Below are 14,029 nucleotides of genomic sequence, written 5' to 3' on the forward strand. Positions count from 1 at the left end.
AATTTTCCATTATTTTTGCGGCAACAAGTCAAACTACTGCAATGTCTACAGAGAAAATGTATACCATTCCTGACCGTTTCAGGAAAGTGGAAAATCTCCATATCCTTTTCTGGCTGGTGAAAGATATCTGCTGGTGCATGTCGTTCAGAACCGTAGGCATCATCATGCTGATCCCAACCCTCACCGTGGCGGTGCTCATCACCTGGCAGACACGCAAGCTGAAAGCCGAATTGTTTCATAACCTCGCCGTCACCTTCTGGATCTGCGCCAACGGTTACTGGATGATCATAGAATTCCTGGGCAGGGACGATACACTCCGCATCTTTACGGTGATCCCCTTTCTGACAGGCTTGTTTTTCCTGTTTATTTATTACGTATTCATCCTTCCGCGGGAAAAGAAAAAAGAGAAACTGGTAAGCATCACGGTGGATGTACCGGAAGAAACAATGATGATCACCAGGCGGCAATGATCAATGCTTTATCCTTCCTTCCAGTAAGGCGGTAGGCGCATAACCAAACTGCTTTTTGAAAGCATGGGAAAAATGAGATAGGTTCTCAAATCCCACTTCATAACAAACATCGATAGGCTTGCTCTTTTTCTGCGTGAACTGAAAGTGCGCCAGCTCAAGCCGCTTCTGTGTAAGCCAGCGCTGCGGCGTGGTCTGAAACGCTTTTTTAAAATCACGTTTGAAAGTGGTCAGGCTCCTGCCTGTTAAATAACCGAATTTTTCCATCGGCATATTGAACATGAAGTTCTTCTCCATAAAGCCCACCAGGTCTGTTTTGCCGGGCTCTTCAAAATTGCCCAGGATGCCATCGATACTCTTATCGATCTTCCTGAGAATAGTAATGGCTTCGGTGATCTTCAGATCTGCAAGATCTTCGGGGAACTGGTCCTGCAAGTTGAAATAAGGGATCAGCGATGCCAGGCAACTCTGCAGCAACGGGTGTTCCGTAAAACTCCGTATCCCCTGCTGCCCGCCAGCCACCGGTGTGATATGCAGCTGATCATAATATTGCTTCAGCTTTTCAGTAGTGAGATGCATCACCACGGTCTTATGCGGCAGGCCGTCCTTTGGATAATTGATGATGGTGGCAAGCTGGTTACGGGGTATCAGGAAGATATCTCCTGTTTTGAAGATCCAGTTCCTGTCTGCCTGCACAATTTTGGTTTCACCGGAAATGAACCATATCAGCATATGCTGCTCAAATGCGATCTCCGATTTGAAGAAAGTATCTTCATAACAACTCAGCTTGATGTCAGGCGTAATATATCTGGCTGTATATTCCATGATTGATCAGATTAAGGTAAGCATTTTATTCAAAGCCGGAGCCGGGAGGTTACTGCAGCTTTCCGTTGAAATTATTCTGTTTCATTGCCCGTTTGTTTTTGTCAGAACAAAATTGGCACGGAAACGGCGGAATGGTTTTGTTTTAAAGACCTATTTGCTTTGTTTTCCGGGTCTTTCAAAACCTGGATACAGCTTATGAACTTTATTGATCTCCATGCTTAAAAGATCAACCGTATCCTCGAGTTCTTTTTCATTCATCGAAGCAAAACCAAACCGAAAAGCATTTTCTGCTTCATCTGCCCGGAGTACTTTCATTGAATGGATCTGCTGCAATAAAGCAATGGAATACGGCTGCTTTAATTTTATCCAGACAGCCATTCCTCCTGATGGCAAAGTATAGGAAATATACGGGCCCAGTTTTTCCTTCAACTGCTTATCCAGAAAATCCCGGCGCAGGTGATAGATCTTTTTTGCTTTTTTAAGATGTCGCTTCAGCTCTCCCTCGATGATCAGCGCTGCCAATGCATTTTGCATATAGCCATCACCACCAACATCAATAAGCTTTCTGAGCACAACAGCTTGCTGGATGAAATTATGCGGAGCCACCATAAATCCAATCCGGAGAGACGGATCGAGTATTTTGGAAAATGACCCCACATAAATAACTGTTCCGTTGTGCTGGCTGCTTGCCAAAGGAAGGTAGGGAGATGAGGTATAGTGATAATCATAGTCGTAATCATCTTCAATAATGGCAAAAGAATACTGTCTGGATAAATCCAGCAGCTTCATTCTTCTTTCAACACTCAATGTTACGGTTGTAGGATAATGATGATGTGGAATAATATATACTGCACTTACTCTTTTCCTCTTACACACTGCCTCAATCGCATCAGTATCCATTCCGTTTTCATCTACCGGAACTTCTATTATTCCAGCTCCGGTCTCTTCAAATGTTTTGCTGGCAACCGGGTAATCCGGCCTTGCCACAATAATACAGGCGCCTTTGCCAAGCAGCAACTGCGCTGCCAGATAAATACTCATTTGTGCGCCATGCGTGATCAGGATATTTTCCGGAGAAATATTCATCCCTCTTGTTTCAGAGAGATAATGAGTCAGCGTTTCTCTTAATTTGATGGTGCCCTGCCCCGTGCCGGTATGGGCATTTTTTATCGCATATTTCCTGGAAGTATAAGAACGATAGGTTTTCAATAATTCATCAATGGGAGAAAGGCGGACATCAGGATAACCATCATCAATGATGATCTCAGGAATACTGGCCAATTCTTCTTTCAACAGGTTTCCCTCCAACTTCCTGAAGGGGAGGTTGAACTCATTTTGATAAGACGGCAGCACGGCGGAAGTATTCCATTTTTGAGGTTTCAATAATGGAATGCGCCCGGATACAGCAACCTGCTTTCTTGGGATGATCACGATCCAGTCCTGTGCGTTCAATTCATCATATGCCGCAATCACTGTTTTTCTGTGAACACCCAGCATTCTAGCCAGCTCACGGCTGCCGGGCAAATGAGAACCCGCCTGTAACCCGCCACTCCGGATGGCATCAATCACAGCAAAAGCAATCTGTTTATATACAGGTGTTTTGCCTTCCTTATCTATCTTAATTGTATTTGTAAATGGGAACATACTGGACTACTCAATAACTGAAATCTGGACCCTAAAGGTAGTCCTCTTTAAAAATACTTTTGTGCTCAGAATCAAATATTAAAAGCAATGGATTACAAAATCAGGAAAGCAGGTCTGGAAGACCTGAATGAAACAGCTGCCCTCTTCGATCTTTACCGTGTTTTTTACCGCCAGGAACCGGACCTGGAAAAAGGGAAAGCATTTCTGAGGGAAAGGTTGCTGAACAGTGAATCAGATATTTTTTTAGCCATTGCTGACGGCAAGCCAGTGGGGTTTGTTCAGCTGTACAAGCTATTTCATTATACCAGGCTGCAAAAACAATGGCTGTTGAGTGATCTCTTCGTGCATCCTGATCACAGAGGAAAAGGATTATCTGTTGCGCTGATAGACCGCAGCAAACAATGGTGTGAAGAAACAGGCGCCTGTGGCCTGGTGCTTGAAACTGAAAAAACAAACGATATCGGGAATAGGCTGTATCCCCGTTGCGACTTTGAATATGACGGTTTACACAACTATTACCACTGGTGGAAATAGCTGGTATTGATCAATGAGCGTAAATAAGTTTGAAGTGTAGATCTATTCGCTAGGCGGCAATTTTATTTTCATTTACGATCACCAGCGGGTCCTGCCTCAGCAGTTTGCTCATCGCAGCAAAAAGCTGGGGCAGTTCAGCCCTCATGCGGATGGGATTCTCAAAGAACACTTCCACACTCACTGCCCAGAACTCGTGGTAATTGGTTCCGGCATAATCGCCCAGCAGGTTCTTCTCGCCATGCTGCATGCCTTCAAAGATGGGACGCGCTACTTTGGAGAAATTCTTGAACTCCTTCTTGAAGTGCTTGTCTTCTTCCGTTTGGGTGATGAAATTCACATACGTCAATGCATGTCCCATTTCATGCAGCCCCACATTACAGTTCAGCATTTCCCCCTTCACCCCTTTCATGAAATTATCCCAGCTCAGGTAGATGCCGCTATGGTCCACATGGCCCTGGAAGGGACGGCTGTAGAAACCGTAGTGGTAATCATCTTTCAGTACATAGATATCACGGAAATAATTCAGCAGGAATTTATCCAGCCCGAATGTCAGCTGCACGGAAACTGCGCTGATCAGGATGGCCATCTCGCTGCTCTCCTGTACTTCTATATAATGGAAGCGTTTGGCTTTGCGGAAAAGGAAAGTGCGGAACAGGAACTTGCGTTGTTGTTCCAGGCTAAGCCGGTTATAAAATCTGAGGTGTTTTGAAACGATGGAATGGTAGAAAGGCTCCTGAGTGAGGAACGATTTGTGTTGGCGCTTTACATAAAACCGGTTAAAGCACTCGGTCACCGGTCCATGAAGCAGGATAATAGCAATCACCACCAGGGAAATGACCAAAATTTCCATAAGGCTCATTTTTCTTTTTGTGAATAGAGAGGTACGTGGGTCAACGGGTGGCTTTCACAAAGAATGGATTCGTTACGGTGGCGTTTCAGGGGAGGTGGAGGAGAATTATAGTAACTGAATCGGGAACAAAATAGAAAGAATAATTTGAAAATGGAAGTACCCCCGCCTAAAATTATGAAAGCATTACCTTTGCCATCCCCCACTGCCTCTAAGGCATTGGTTTACCATTGATATTATAAAAAACCAACATAAGCATGTACAGAACTCATACCTGTGGCGAACTGCGCATCGCACAACAGGGCCAGGAGGTTACGCTGGCCGGATGGATCCAGAGTGTCAGGAAATTCGGAAGTATCACATTCGCCGATCTGCGGGACCGCTACGGTATCACCCAGCTTCTTTTCGGGGAAGAACTGAATCAGCAGCTTGACCAGCAACCGCTTGGAAGGGAGTTTGTGGTGCAGGCAAAAGGCATCGTTACAGAAAGGACCAGTAAAAATGCCAATATTCCCACCGGAGATATCGAGATCACCCTTACCTCCTTCACCATTCTCAACAAATCTGCAGTGCCTCCCTTCACCATCCAGGATGAGACCGATGGCGGAGATGACCTGCGCATGAAATACCGTTACCTCGATCTTCGCAGGAACATCGTAAAGAAAAATCTTGAACTGCGTTTCGCCGTGGCCAAAGCCGCACGAGAATACCTCAACAATAACCAGTTCATGGACATTGAAACCCCATTCCTGATCAAGAGCACACCGGAAGGTGCGCGTGATTTTGTGGTGCCATCCCGCATGAATGCGGGGCAGTTCTACGCCCTGCCGCAAAGCCCGCAAACCTTCAAGCAGCTGCTGATGGTGAGCGGATACGACCGATATTACCAGATCACCAAATGCTTCCGCGATGAGGATCTCCGCGCTGACCGCCAGCCCGAGTTCACCCAGATCGATTGTGAAATGTGCTTCGTGGAGCAGGAAGACATCCTCCAGATGTTCGAAGGCATGGTGAAATATATCTTCAAGGCTGTAAAGAATATCGATTATACAGAGTCCGTTGCCCGTATGACCTGGGAAGATGCCATGTGGCAATATGGAAACGACAAACCGGATATCCGTTTCGGTATGCAGCTCCTCAATATCAAATCGGCGTTCACCCTTAACGGGGAACTTCCTGCTACAGGCCAGCTGCTGGCAGGTACAGAGTTCAAAGTATTCAATGACGCGGAGACCGTGATTGCCATTGCAGTTCCCGGCTGTGCGGAATACACCCGTAAACAAACCGACGAACTAACGGACTGGGTCAAACGCCCGCAGATCGGCATGCAGGGGCTGGTATATATAAAATGTACTGCCGGAGAGAACGGCGCCGTTTCATACAAAAGCAGCGTAGACAAATTCTTCAATGAAGAACAGCTCGGTGCTATTGCCACAGCTGCCGGCGCAAAGGCAGGCGACCTGGTGCTGATCCTGGCAGGCCGCGAAGAGCGTACCCGTAAGGCAGCCAGCGAGCTCCGTCTTGAGATGGGTGAACGCCTCGGCTTCCGCAAAAAAGATGAATTCAAACTGCTCTGGGTAATGGACTTCCCGCTGTTCGAATATGCTGAGGACGACAACCGCTGGGTTGCCCGTCACCACCCGTTCACAGCGCCCAAGCCATCCCATATCCAGGCCATGATCGATAATGATCCTGTAATCCATGATGCTACAAAATACCTGGAGCATCCTTATAACCATATCAAGGCAAACGCTTATGATATGGTGCTGAACGGAAACGAGATCGGTGGTGGTTCCATCCGGATCTTCCAGCGTGAGCTGCAGGAGAAGATGTTCACTGCCCTGGGCATGAGCAAGGAAGAAGCCCTGCATAAGTTCGGCTTCCTGCTGGGCGCCTTCGAATACGGAGCACCTCCGCATGGTGGCATCGCCTTCGGCTTCGACCGTACCTGTGCCATCCTGGGCGGAAGTGAGAGCATCCGCGATTTCATTGCCTTCCCTAAAAACAACAGCGGCCGTGATATGATGCTGGATGCGCCATCCTCCATAGATGACAAACAGCTGGATGAATTGTCAATCAAACTGAACGTGAAATAAATTCGCAGTGCCCAGTCGCTTGCCTCTGGCGAGTGCCTTTTATTTGTTCGCCTCTGGCGAATACCCTGTCGCCGGAGGCGACGGAATATAAGCCACTCGCGGGGACGCGGGCGACTGGCAACACTCCGACCGAATAAACAAGAACAGATGAGATCATTGCTTTTGTACAGGATATTAAGTTATGCATTACTGATCGTAGCCGGTTTCCTGGCCCTGATGCTGCTGGCCGCACTGCCTGCCGCTCTTGCCAATCCCGTACTGCTCCTGTTCGTTTTCCTCATGGCCTGCGTGATCATCTACAGCTATTCAAGCTGGCGCTTTCTTAACCAGGCTATCGATAAACATCAATACTGCAAGCCTCGCCTGCGCGACCTCATTAAAGTGAACAGCTATTTTGCCCTGGGCATCGGCCTGCTATTCGTGTTGCAGGGCATCTCGCTAATAGCTGATCCTCACCTGTCAGAAGAAGCAGCTAACCAGGCCATGGCCAATATTCCGGCAGAAGCCAATTTCACTAAAGAAGATGTGCTGAAGCTTCTCCGTTTCATGGAACGCTTCTTCCTCATCTACGGCTTTGTGCTGGTTACCCATATCTTCCTGACCTGGTCCATGCTCCGTCAGCATCGGGATGCATTTGAACTTCCGAAAGACCCTGAATAAGGGCCGCAATTTCTCCAACCGGCAAAACTAATATTTTTAGTAACTTCGCGCTTCCTATGGCCAATACATCCATACCATTGGCGGAGCGCTTAAGGCCGCAAAGCCTGGATCAACTGGTGGGTCAACAGCATCTCGCCGGTAAAGGCAGTATCCTGCGCACTTCCATCGAACAGGGCAAAGTGCCCTCCATGATCCTCTGGGGTCCTCCGGGCACCGGTAAGACCACTATTGCCAATATCATCGCGCATACCCTGCAGCTTCCTTTCTTCACGCTGAGCGCCATCAGCGCCGGGGTGAAAGATGTTCGTGAAGTGATCGATATCGCGAAGCGCACTGATAAAGCCATCCTCTTCATAGATGAGATCCACCGCTTCAACAAGGGGCAGCAGGATGCCCTCCTGGGCGCCGTTGAGAAAGGCACCATCACTCTGATAGGAGCCACCACGGAAAATCCCTCCTTTGAAGTGAACAGCGCCCTGCTGAGCAGGAGCCAGGTGTATGTATTGAAATCACTCGATGAGGCCGACCTGGTGCAGTTGCTGCGTCATGCCATGGAAGCCGATGAACTGCTCAGTAAAAAGCATATCGATCTGCAGGAAACAACTGCACTCATCAATATCTCAGGGGGGGATGCCCGCAAACTGCTCAACCTCTTTGAGCTGGTAATCGACACACTCAGTACCGGTGACGCAGGCAGCGCAGCAAATCCCATTGAGATCACAGACAAAGCAGTAATGGAAATTGCGCAGCAGCGCATTGCCATGTACGATAAATCGGGAGAACAGCATTACGATATCATTTCCGCCTTCATCAAATCCATGCGTGGCAGCGACCCCAATGCCGCCGTGTACTGGCTGGCGCGGATGATCGAAGGAGGAGAAGACGTAAAGTTCATCGCCAGGCGCATGCTCATCCTGGCCAGTGAAGATATCGGCAATGCCAACCCTACCGCCCTGGTGATGGCCAATGCCACATTCGATGCAGTGAGCAAGATCGGTTATCCTGAATCCAGGATCATCCTCAGCCAGTGTGCCGTATACCTGGCCTCTTCTCCCAAGAGCAATGCCTCTTATGTTGCCATCAACGACGCCATTGCTGCAGTAAAACAGTATGGCGATCTGCCCGTGCCGCTGCATATCCGCAATGCGCCTACCAAACTGATGAAGAACCTGGATTACGGTAAGGGCTACAAGTATTCACATGAATACGAGAACAATTTCTCGCAGCAGGAATACCTGCCCGAACAAATCTCCGGGCGCGTGTTTTACGATCCCGGTAAAAATGCCAGGGAAGATGAACTGCGCCGCTATCTGAAAAATCTCTGGAAGGAAAAATACGGCTATTGATCAACCTTAAACAACAGGAAATGCCCACCACCAACTGGATGCTGAAATCATTTGCAGCACTCACACCCGATGAACTGTACGCGCTGCTCCGCTTGCGCAGCGAAGTGTTTGTGCTGGAACAGAACTGCATCTTCCTGGATATGGATAATAAAGATCAGCAATGCCTCCACCTGATGGCATGGCAGGGAAACCTGCTGGCGGCATCCACAAGACTGGTGCCCCCGGGAATTTCCTATGAGCTTCCTTCTATCGGCCGCGTGGTATCTTCACCGTTAGTACGTGGTACCGGCATCGGAAGAGAGTTGATGCAGAAAAGCATCTCCGAAGTAAAACTACGATGGGGAACTTACGATATCAAGATCGGGGCTCAACTATACCTCAAACGCTTCTACGAAAGCCTTGGCTTTCAGCAAACCAGCCCAATCTACCTGGAAGACAATATAGAACACATAGAGATGATCCTTCATAACTCGCTCTGAGCGCGGTTTTCCACAATTATTTCACATCAATAATTTTTTTTGTGCAGCACACACAAAAAAGAAGATTTCTGCGTTTATACAATCGCATAGTGGTGTTATTTATGTTATAACACGTGATCCATTGACCGTCTGAAAACTAAAAATCTAATATCTCATGAAACAGCATCTACGCTTTTCTGTAGGGAAGCGCTGGGTATTATCGCTTGCGATAATCTGTGGTAGCCTGCCCGCATTCAGCCAGTACGGAGAGAAATCTTCCTCCTGGGAAATTGGAGCAACAATCGGCCCTTCCAACTTTCTCGGAGACCTTGGTGGTAATGCAGGTAAAGGAACCAGGTTCATCAAGGATAATAACTTCCCCATGACCAATCTTACTTTTGGTCTTTATGTATCCTACCAACCCACCGAATGGCTCGGTTTCAGGCTGGCAGGAAATATCGGAAAACTTGAAGGTGATGACGCTATCATCAAAGGGAAAGGCGGACTGGAAGAAGCCCGCAAATCCCGGAATCAGGATTTCCGCTCAAAGTTCACTGAAGGCCTGCTGCTTGCAGAATTCTATCCCACTGTTTTTTTTGAATATGACCCATCTGATATCTTTCACAAACTGCGTCCTTACGTAGTAGGAGGTGTGGGATTTTTCAAATTCAATCCGCAGGGGAAAGATCCCATCACCGGCAATTATGTTGACCTGACCCCATTAAGTCTGGAAGGACAGGGCTTTGCCGAGTATCCCGACAGGAAAGTGCCCAAACTAACGCAGATGAATATCCCATTAGGTGCGGGTGTCAAGTACTTCATGAACGAAAAGGTAAGCCTGTCACTGGAAGTGATCCACCGTCAGACCAACACAGATGAGATCGATGGCGTTAGCACAACCTATATCGATCCTGCGCTCTTCTATAAATATTTCAGCGTTCCCAAGGCGCAGCTCGCAACGAGAATGGCCAACAAGAATGTTGATGGAAATCCAGCTCACGCACCAGGAAAGAAAAGAGGAAATTCCAATAATGATGCTTACTATACGTTCGGCATCAAACTTGGTATCAGGTTAGGCGGTGGCGGAGAAAGCTATAACAACAGCACCCGTTGTCCGATCAGGTTCTAGTCCGTAATAAATTTTTAGTTGATCCGTACCCTTTAATAATTGCACTGACCTTAACAAATATATGCCTATGCAATTATTTGTACCCTACAGAAAACGTTCGTTTCATATTGTATCCCTGCTGGCGCTTTCATTTACCCTGACTGCAGCAAACCCTTCCGCCGCGCAACAGCCTTCACCGGCCGGGCCGCGGGACTCCATTGTTGTGCAGAAGAAAGTAACCAGTAAGAAACATAAGATAAAACTCTTCCCCAATGCAAAGCACGAGGCATTATTCTTCAATGTCAAAGGCGAGGAAGGAAGAGCGTACCAGCTTTATCTGTTTGACGTGGAAGGAAAACTTGTAAAGCAGGCACATATCAAAAACAATCAGACCACTATTGTGCATCATCTGGAAAAAGGAAATTACCTGTTTGAAGTGTTCAGCGATGATGAGCGGATTGAGAACGGGCAGGTGATCGTTCTATAAAAATTGTTCTTTGCTTTTCCATAACTAATAGCCAATAAGCAGCAGGGAAATTAGTAAAATCCAATAATCCGGTTGAGTCAAAACCTGATCCGTTCCCTATAATTTTCAGTACCCAGGTAAATAAAAAGATTTTATTGATCACTCCCTGCACCTGCTTATTGGAAAAGCAAACAAATACTTCTGGTTCTCCCAGTATCCTCAGTAGCCGGCGATGAGCAATTGCCGGCTACTTGTTTTTTATGAAGTGCTGGTTACAGCAGGGCCTGAGCTACTTCTTCCCAGTTGTTGAGCCGGTCATACCCCTGCACTGTCTGGTTATGTGCCGCATTATACAGGTAAGGCTTCCCCGTAAAATGCATCAGGTTCTTAGTATGATCATCTATGAGGTAATCACCCACACAGAGGCGCTTGTCGCCGCACAACACCACCTGCTTCCAGCTGATGAAGCTGAAATTATCTTCCAGCCACTCTATCTTATCTTTCAGGGAATTCGGGAACTCCGTTGCAGCCGAAACAATAAATAGCTCATACTTTTTATTGATCTCGGCCAGTACACGCTGACTGTCTTTCATCACAGGCAGGTGGCGGAAGAAGCCGGGCTCATTCAATCTTGTGCGGATCATCGGCTGGTGCTCCTCCGGAAATCCAAAAGCCCAGGAGCCTTCCATTTTAGAATAATCTATTTCGCGGTCGTACTTTTCTTTATACCATTCAATCATCGCGTTCATGGGGTCAGCTATCACTTCATCCATGTCTACCAGAACTCTTTTCATATTTATTTTAGTTCGTCTTTCAGGAATTTGCCGGTGAAGCTCTCCTTCACTTTTACCAGGCCTTCCGGTACGCCCTCATACAGGATGGTACCGCCGCCATCGCCACCTTCCGGACCAAGATCTATCAGGTGGTCGCCTACCTTGATCACATCCATATTATGCTCAATCACCAGCACCGTATTGCCACGGTCAACCAGTTTATTGAGTACATCTAGCAGGTGCTGAATATCTTCAAAGTGTAGACCTGTGGTTGGTTCATCCAGTATATAGAATGTTTTTCCGGTATCTTTCTTACCCAGCTCGGTGGCCAGCTTCACACGCTGCGCTTCTCCCCCGCTGAGGGTTACGGCCGATTGCCCGAGGGTGATATATCCCAATCCCACTTCTTCCAGTACTTTGATCTTACGGTAGATGTAAGGAACATTCTCGAAGAACACCACTGCATCTTCCACCGTCATATCAAGCACATCGCTGATGGATTTACCCTTGTAACGGATCTCGAGTGTTTCCCGGTTATACCTTTTACCCTGGCATTTTTCACAGGGTACATACACATCGGGCAGGAAGTTCATTTCAATCACACGCATACCACCTCCTTCACAAACATCACATCTCCCTCCTTTCACATTGAATGAGAAACGGCCGGCATTGTATCCCCTGATCTTGGCTTCGGGCACTGCCGCATACAGCGTACGGATATCCGTGAAGAAGCCACAATAGGTGGCAGGATTACTGCGGGGAGTACGGCCGATAGGGCTCTGATCGATCTCTATCACCTTATCCACATTCTCCAGGCCTTTCACTGATTTGTAGGGCATGGGCGTCATACGGCTGTTATACGCATGTTTGCTGAGAATGGGATACAGGGTTTCGTTGATCAGTGTGCTCTTGCCGCTGCCACTCACACCGGTCACCACAATGAATTTCCCCAGCGGGAATTTCACGCTTACATCTTTCAGGTTATTCCCTTTTGCTCCTTTGATCTCCAGTGTTTTTCCATTTCCTTTCCTGCGCTCTTTCGGTACCGCAATGCCACGATGCCCGTTGAGGTAGGAACTGGTGAGGGTATCCAGCTTGAGCAGGTTCACAGGCGTACCCTGCGCCACTACCCTGCCACCATGATAACCGGCCTTGGGGCCGATGTCCACCAGGTGGTCTGCAGCCATCATAATATCCTTATCATGCTCTACCACAATCACGCTGTTACCGATATCACGGAGGTTCTGAAGCGCCGTGATCAGCCGCTGGTTATCACGCTGATGAAGTCCGATACTGGGCTCATCCAGGATATACGTGATCCCCTGCAGCTGAGACCCGATCTGCGTTGCCAGCCTGATCCGCTGGCTCTCGCCACCGCTGAGCGTGCGGCTCGCACGGTTGACCGTGAGGTAGGTCAAACCTACATCCAGCAGGAACTGTACCCTTTCACGGATCTCCTTCAGTATGTCTTTGGCAATCACGTTCTGTTTATCGCTGAGCCTGGTTTCAATGCCTTCAAACCAGACCATGAGCTTATCGAGGTTGAACTCGCTGAGTTCAGAGATATTTTTATTATCCACCTTGAACCAGAGGCTTTCTTTCTTCAGTCTGGCCCCTTCGCAGGTTGGACATTCCTTCAGTTCCATGAATTGCTCCACCCATTGGCGGATGGAATCACTGGAACTACCCGCGAACCATCGTTTGAGTTGGGGAACAATCCCCTCAAATTCCGTCATGTACAGATTGCCTTCTTCCACATTGTCAAAATCGAGGTGCTCTTCTTCAGCGCCGGTCTCCTTTCCATAAAGCAGGATGTTCATGGCTTTTTCGGGAAGGTCTTTCACCGGTACATCCATTTTGAACTTATGCTTCTTTGCCAGTTGCTGTACCTGTTTGAAGATGGTATTCTCCCTTTCTTCTCCCAACGGGGCAATACCGCCTTCATTGATGCTGAGCTCAGGATCAGGGATGATGGCATCCATGCTTACCTGGTACACCACGCCCAGGCCTTTGCAGGTGGGGCAGGCGCCATAAGGGCTGTTGAAGGAAAACGAATTGGGAGAAGGCTCTTCATAACTGATACCTGTGTCTTCACACATCAGTTGTTTGGAGTACTGGATCACTTTATCACTCTCGTTCACCAGCAGGAACATCAGGTCCTTCCCCGTTTGCAGGGTTTTCTGAACGCTCTGGCTCAAACGGAGTTTCATATCGGGAGTAACCGGCAGCCTGTCTATCACCACTTCAATATCGTGGATCTTGTAGCGGTCTACCTGCATTTTAGGTACCAGGTCTTTCACCTCTCCATCCACACGTACTTTCAGGTAACCTTTCTTGCGTATATCTTCAAAGAGTTCCCGGTAATGACCTTTACGGCCGCGCACGAGCGGGGCCAGCAGGGTTATCTTTTTATTGCTGAAACGCTGGAATACATTGCTGACTATCTCTTCTTCACTGAACTTCACCATTTTCTTTCCGGTGTTGTAACTATAGGCTTCTCCGATACGTGCGTACAGCAAACGCATGAAGTCATACACTTCGGTGATGGTGCCAACAGTGGAACGCGGATTTTTATTGGTGGTTTTCTGTTCAATGGAGATCACGGGAGAAAGGCCAGTGATCTTATCAACATCCGGTCTTTCCATATCACCAATGAATTGCCTGGCGTATGCGCCGAAACTTTCCATATACCGGCGTTGCCCTTCGGCATAAATGGTATCGAAGGCAAGGGAGGATTTTCCGCTGCCGCTGATACCGGTGATCACCACCAGTTGATTTTTCGGAATGCTGATATCGATATTCTTG

General features: G+C 47.8%; 13 protein-coding genes. 8 read left to right on the forward strand and 5 right to left on the reverse strand.

The window, feature by feature from the left end; translation table 11 throughout:
• The first annotated feature begins 41 nt into the window (after nucleotides 1-41).
• Nucleotides 42-470: a hypothetical protein gene (locus ACTHMC_RS04670; RefSeq protein WP_440411262.1), complete on the forward strand. Its 429-nt coding sequence runs from the start codon at nucleotides 42-44 to the stop codon at nucleotides 468-470.
• On the opposite strand, the gene ACTHMC_RS04675 is transcribed toward ACTHMC_RS04670, so the two are convergent.
• Together ACTHMC_RS04675 and pdxR are read right to left on the reverse strand one after the other, a co-directional pair.
• Complete coding sequence (locus ACTHMC_RS04675; RefSeq protein WP_440411264.1) at nucleotides 471-1,292, reverse strand: helix-turn-helix domain-containing protein; 822 nt, start codon at nucleotides 1,290-1,292, stop codon at nucleotides 471-473.
• Between the two features lie 150 nt (nucleotides 1,293-1,442).
• Complete coding sequence (gene pdxR, locus ACTHMC_RS04680; protein ID WP_440411266.1) at nucleotides 1,443-2,936, reverse strand: MocR-like pyridoxine biosynthesis transcription factor PdxR; 1,494 nt, start codon at nucleotides 2,934-2,936, stop codon at nucleotides 1,443-1,445.
• A gap of 87 nt (nucleotides 2,937-3,023) precedes the next feature.
• Between pdxR and ACTHMC_RS04685 the strand changes: the two genes are divergently transcribed.
• Nucleotides 3,024-3,470, forward strand: a complete 447-nt coding sequence (locus ACTHMC_RS04685) for a GNAT family N-acetyltransferase (protein ID WP_440411268.1) — start codon at nucleotides 3,024-3,026, stop codon at nucleotides 3,468-3,470.
• A 49-nt stretch (nucleotides 3,471-3,519) separates the two neighbouring features.
• Here ACTHMC_RS04685 and ACTHMC_RS04690 read toward each other — a convergent pair whose 3' ends face one another.
• Entirely contained in the window at nucleotides 3,520-4,320 is an 801-nt protein-coding gene (locus ACTHMC_RS04690) for a zinc-dependent peptidase (RefSeq protein ID WP_440411269.1), read from the reverse strand.
• 254 nt (nucleotides 4,321-4,574) lie between these two features.
• On the opposite strand from ACTHMC_RS04690, the gene aspS reads away from it, so the two are divergent.
• The 6 genes from aspS (at nucleotide 4,575) to ACTHMC_RS04720 (ending at nucleotide 10,472) form a co-directional block, all read left to right on the forward strand.
• Nucleotides 4,575-6,413 carry an aspartate--tRNA ligase gene (aspS, locus tag ACTHMC_RS04695; RefSeq protein ID WP_440411271.1) on the forward strand — a complete coding sequence of 613 codons (1,839 nt, stop codon included), beginning with the start codon at nucleotides 4,575-4,577 and terminating at the stop codon, nucleotides 6,411-6,413.
• Nucleotides 6,414-6,560: 147 nt separating this feature from the next.
• Nucleotides 6,561-7,073, forward strand: coding sequence for a hypothetical protein (locus tag ACTHMC_RS04700; protein WP_440411273.1), 513 nt, complete (start codon nucleotides 6,561-6,563; stop codon nucleotides 7,071-7,073).
• Nucleotides 7,074-7,129: 56 nt separating this feature from the next.
• Nucleotides 7,130-8,419 (forward strand): replication-associated recombination protein A, encoded by a 1,290-nt coding sequence (locus ACTHMC_RS04705; RefSeq protein ID WP_440411275.1) that lies wholly within the window; start codon nucleotides 7,130-7,132, stop codon nucleotides 8,417-8,419.
• On the forward strand, nucleotides 8,416-8,898 hold the full coding sequence (locus ACTHMC_RS04710; RefSeq protein ID WP_440411277.1) for a GNAT family N-acetyltransferase: 483 nt from the start codon (nucleotides 8,416-8,418) through the stop codon (nucleotides 8,896-8,898). Before ACTHMC_RS04705 ends, ACTHMC_RS04710 begins: the two co-directional genes overlap by 4 nt.
• Before the next feature lie 154 nt (nucleotides 8,899-9,052).
• Nucleotides 9,053-10,006, forward strand: coding sequence for a DUF6089 family protein (locus ACTHMC_RS04715; protein ID WP_440411279.1), 954 nt, complete (start codon nucleotides 9,053-9,055; stop codon nucleotides 10,004-10,006).
• Between the two features lie 67 nt (nucleotides 10,007-10,073).
• Nucleotides 10,074-10,472, forward strand: a complete 399-nt coding sequence (locus tag ACTHMC_RS04720; protein WP_440411281.1) for a T9SS type A sorting domain-containing protein — start codon at nucleotides 10,074-10,076, stop codon at nucleotides 10,470-10,472.
• 251 nt (nucleotides 10,473-10,723) lie between these two features.
• On the opposite strand, the gene ACTHMC_RS04725 is transcribed toward ACTHMC_RS04720, so the two are convergent.
• Nucleotides 10,724-11,245, reverse strand: coding sequence for a 5' nucleotidase, NT5C type (locus tag ACTHMC_RS04725; protein WP_440411283.1), 522 nt, complete (start codon nucleotides 11,243-11,245; stop codon nucleotides 10,724-10,726).
• Nucleotides 11,246-11,247: 2 nt separating this feature from the next.
• Nucleotides 11,248-14,029 (reverse strand): excinuclease ABC subunit UvrA (uvrA, locus tag ACTHMC_RS04730; protein ID WP_440411284.1); only part of this gene is annotated, 2,782 nt, incomplete at its 5' end.

This window comes from Pseudobacter sp., from assembly GCF_051955275.1.
GTDB lineage: Bacteria > Bacteroidota > Bacteroidia > Chitinophagales > Chitinophagaceae > Pseudobacter.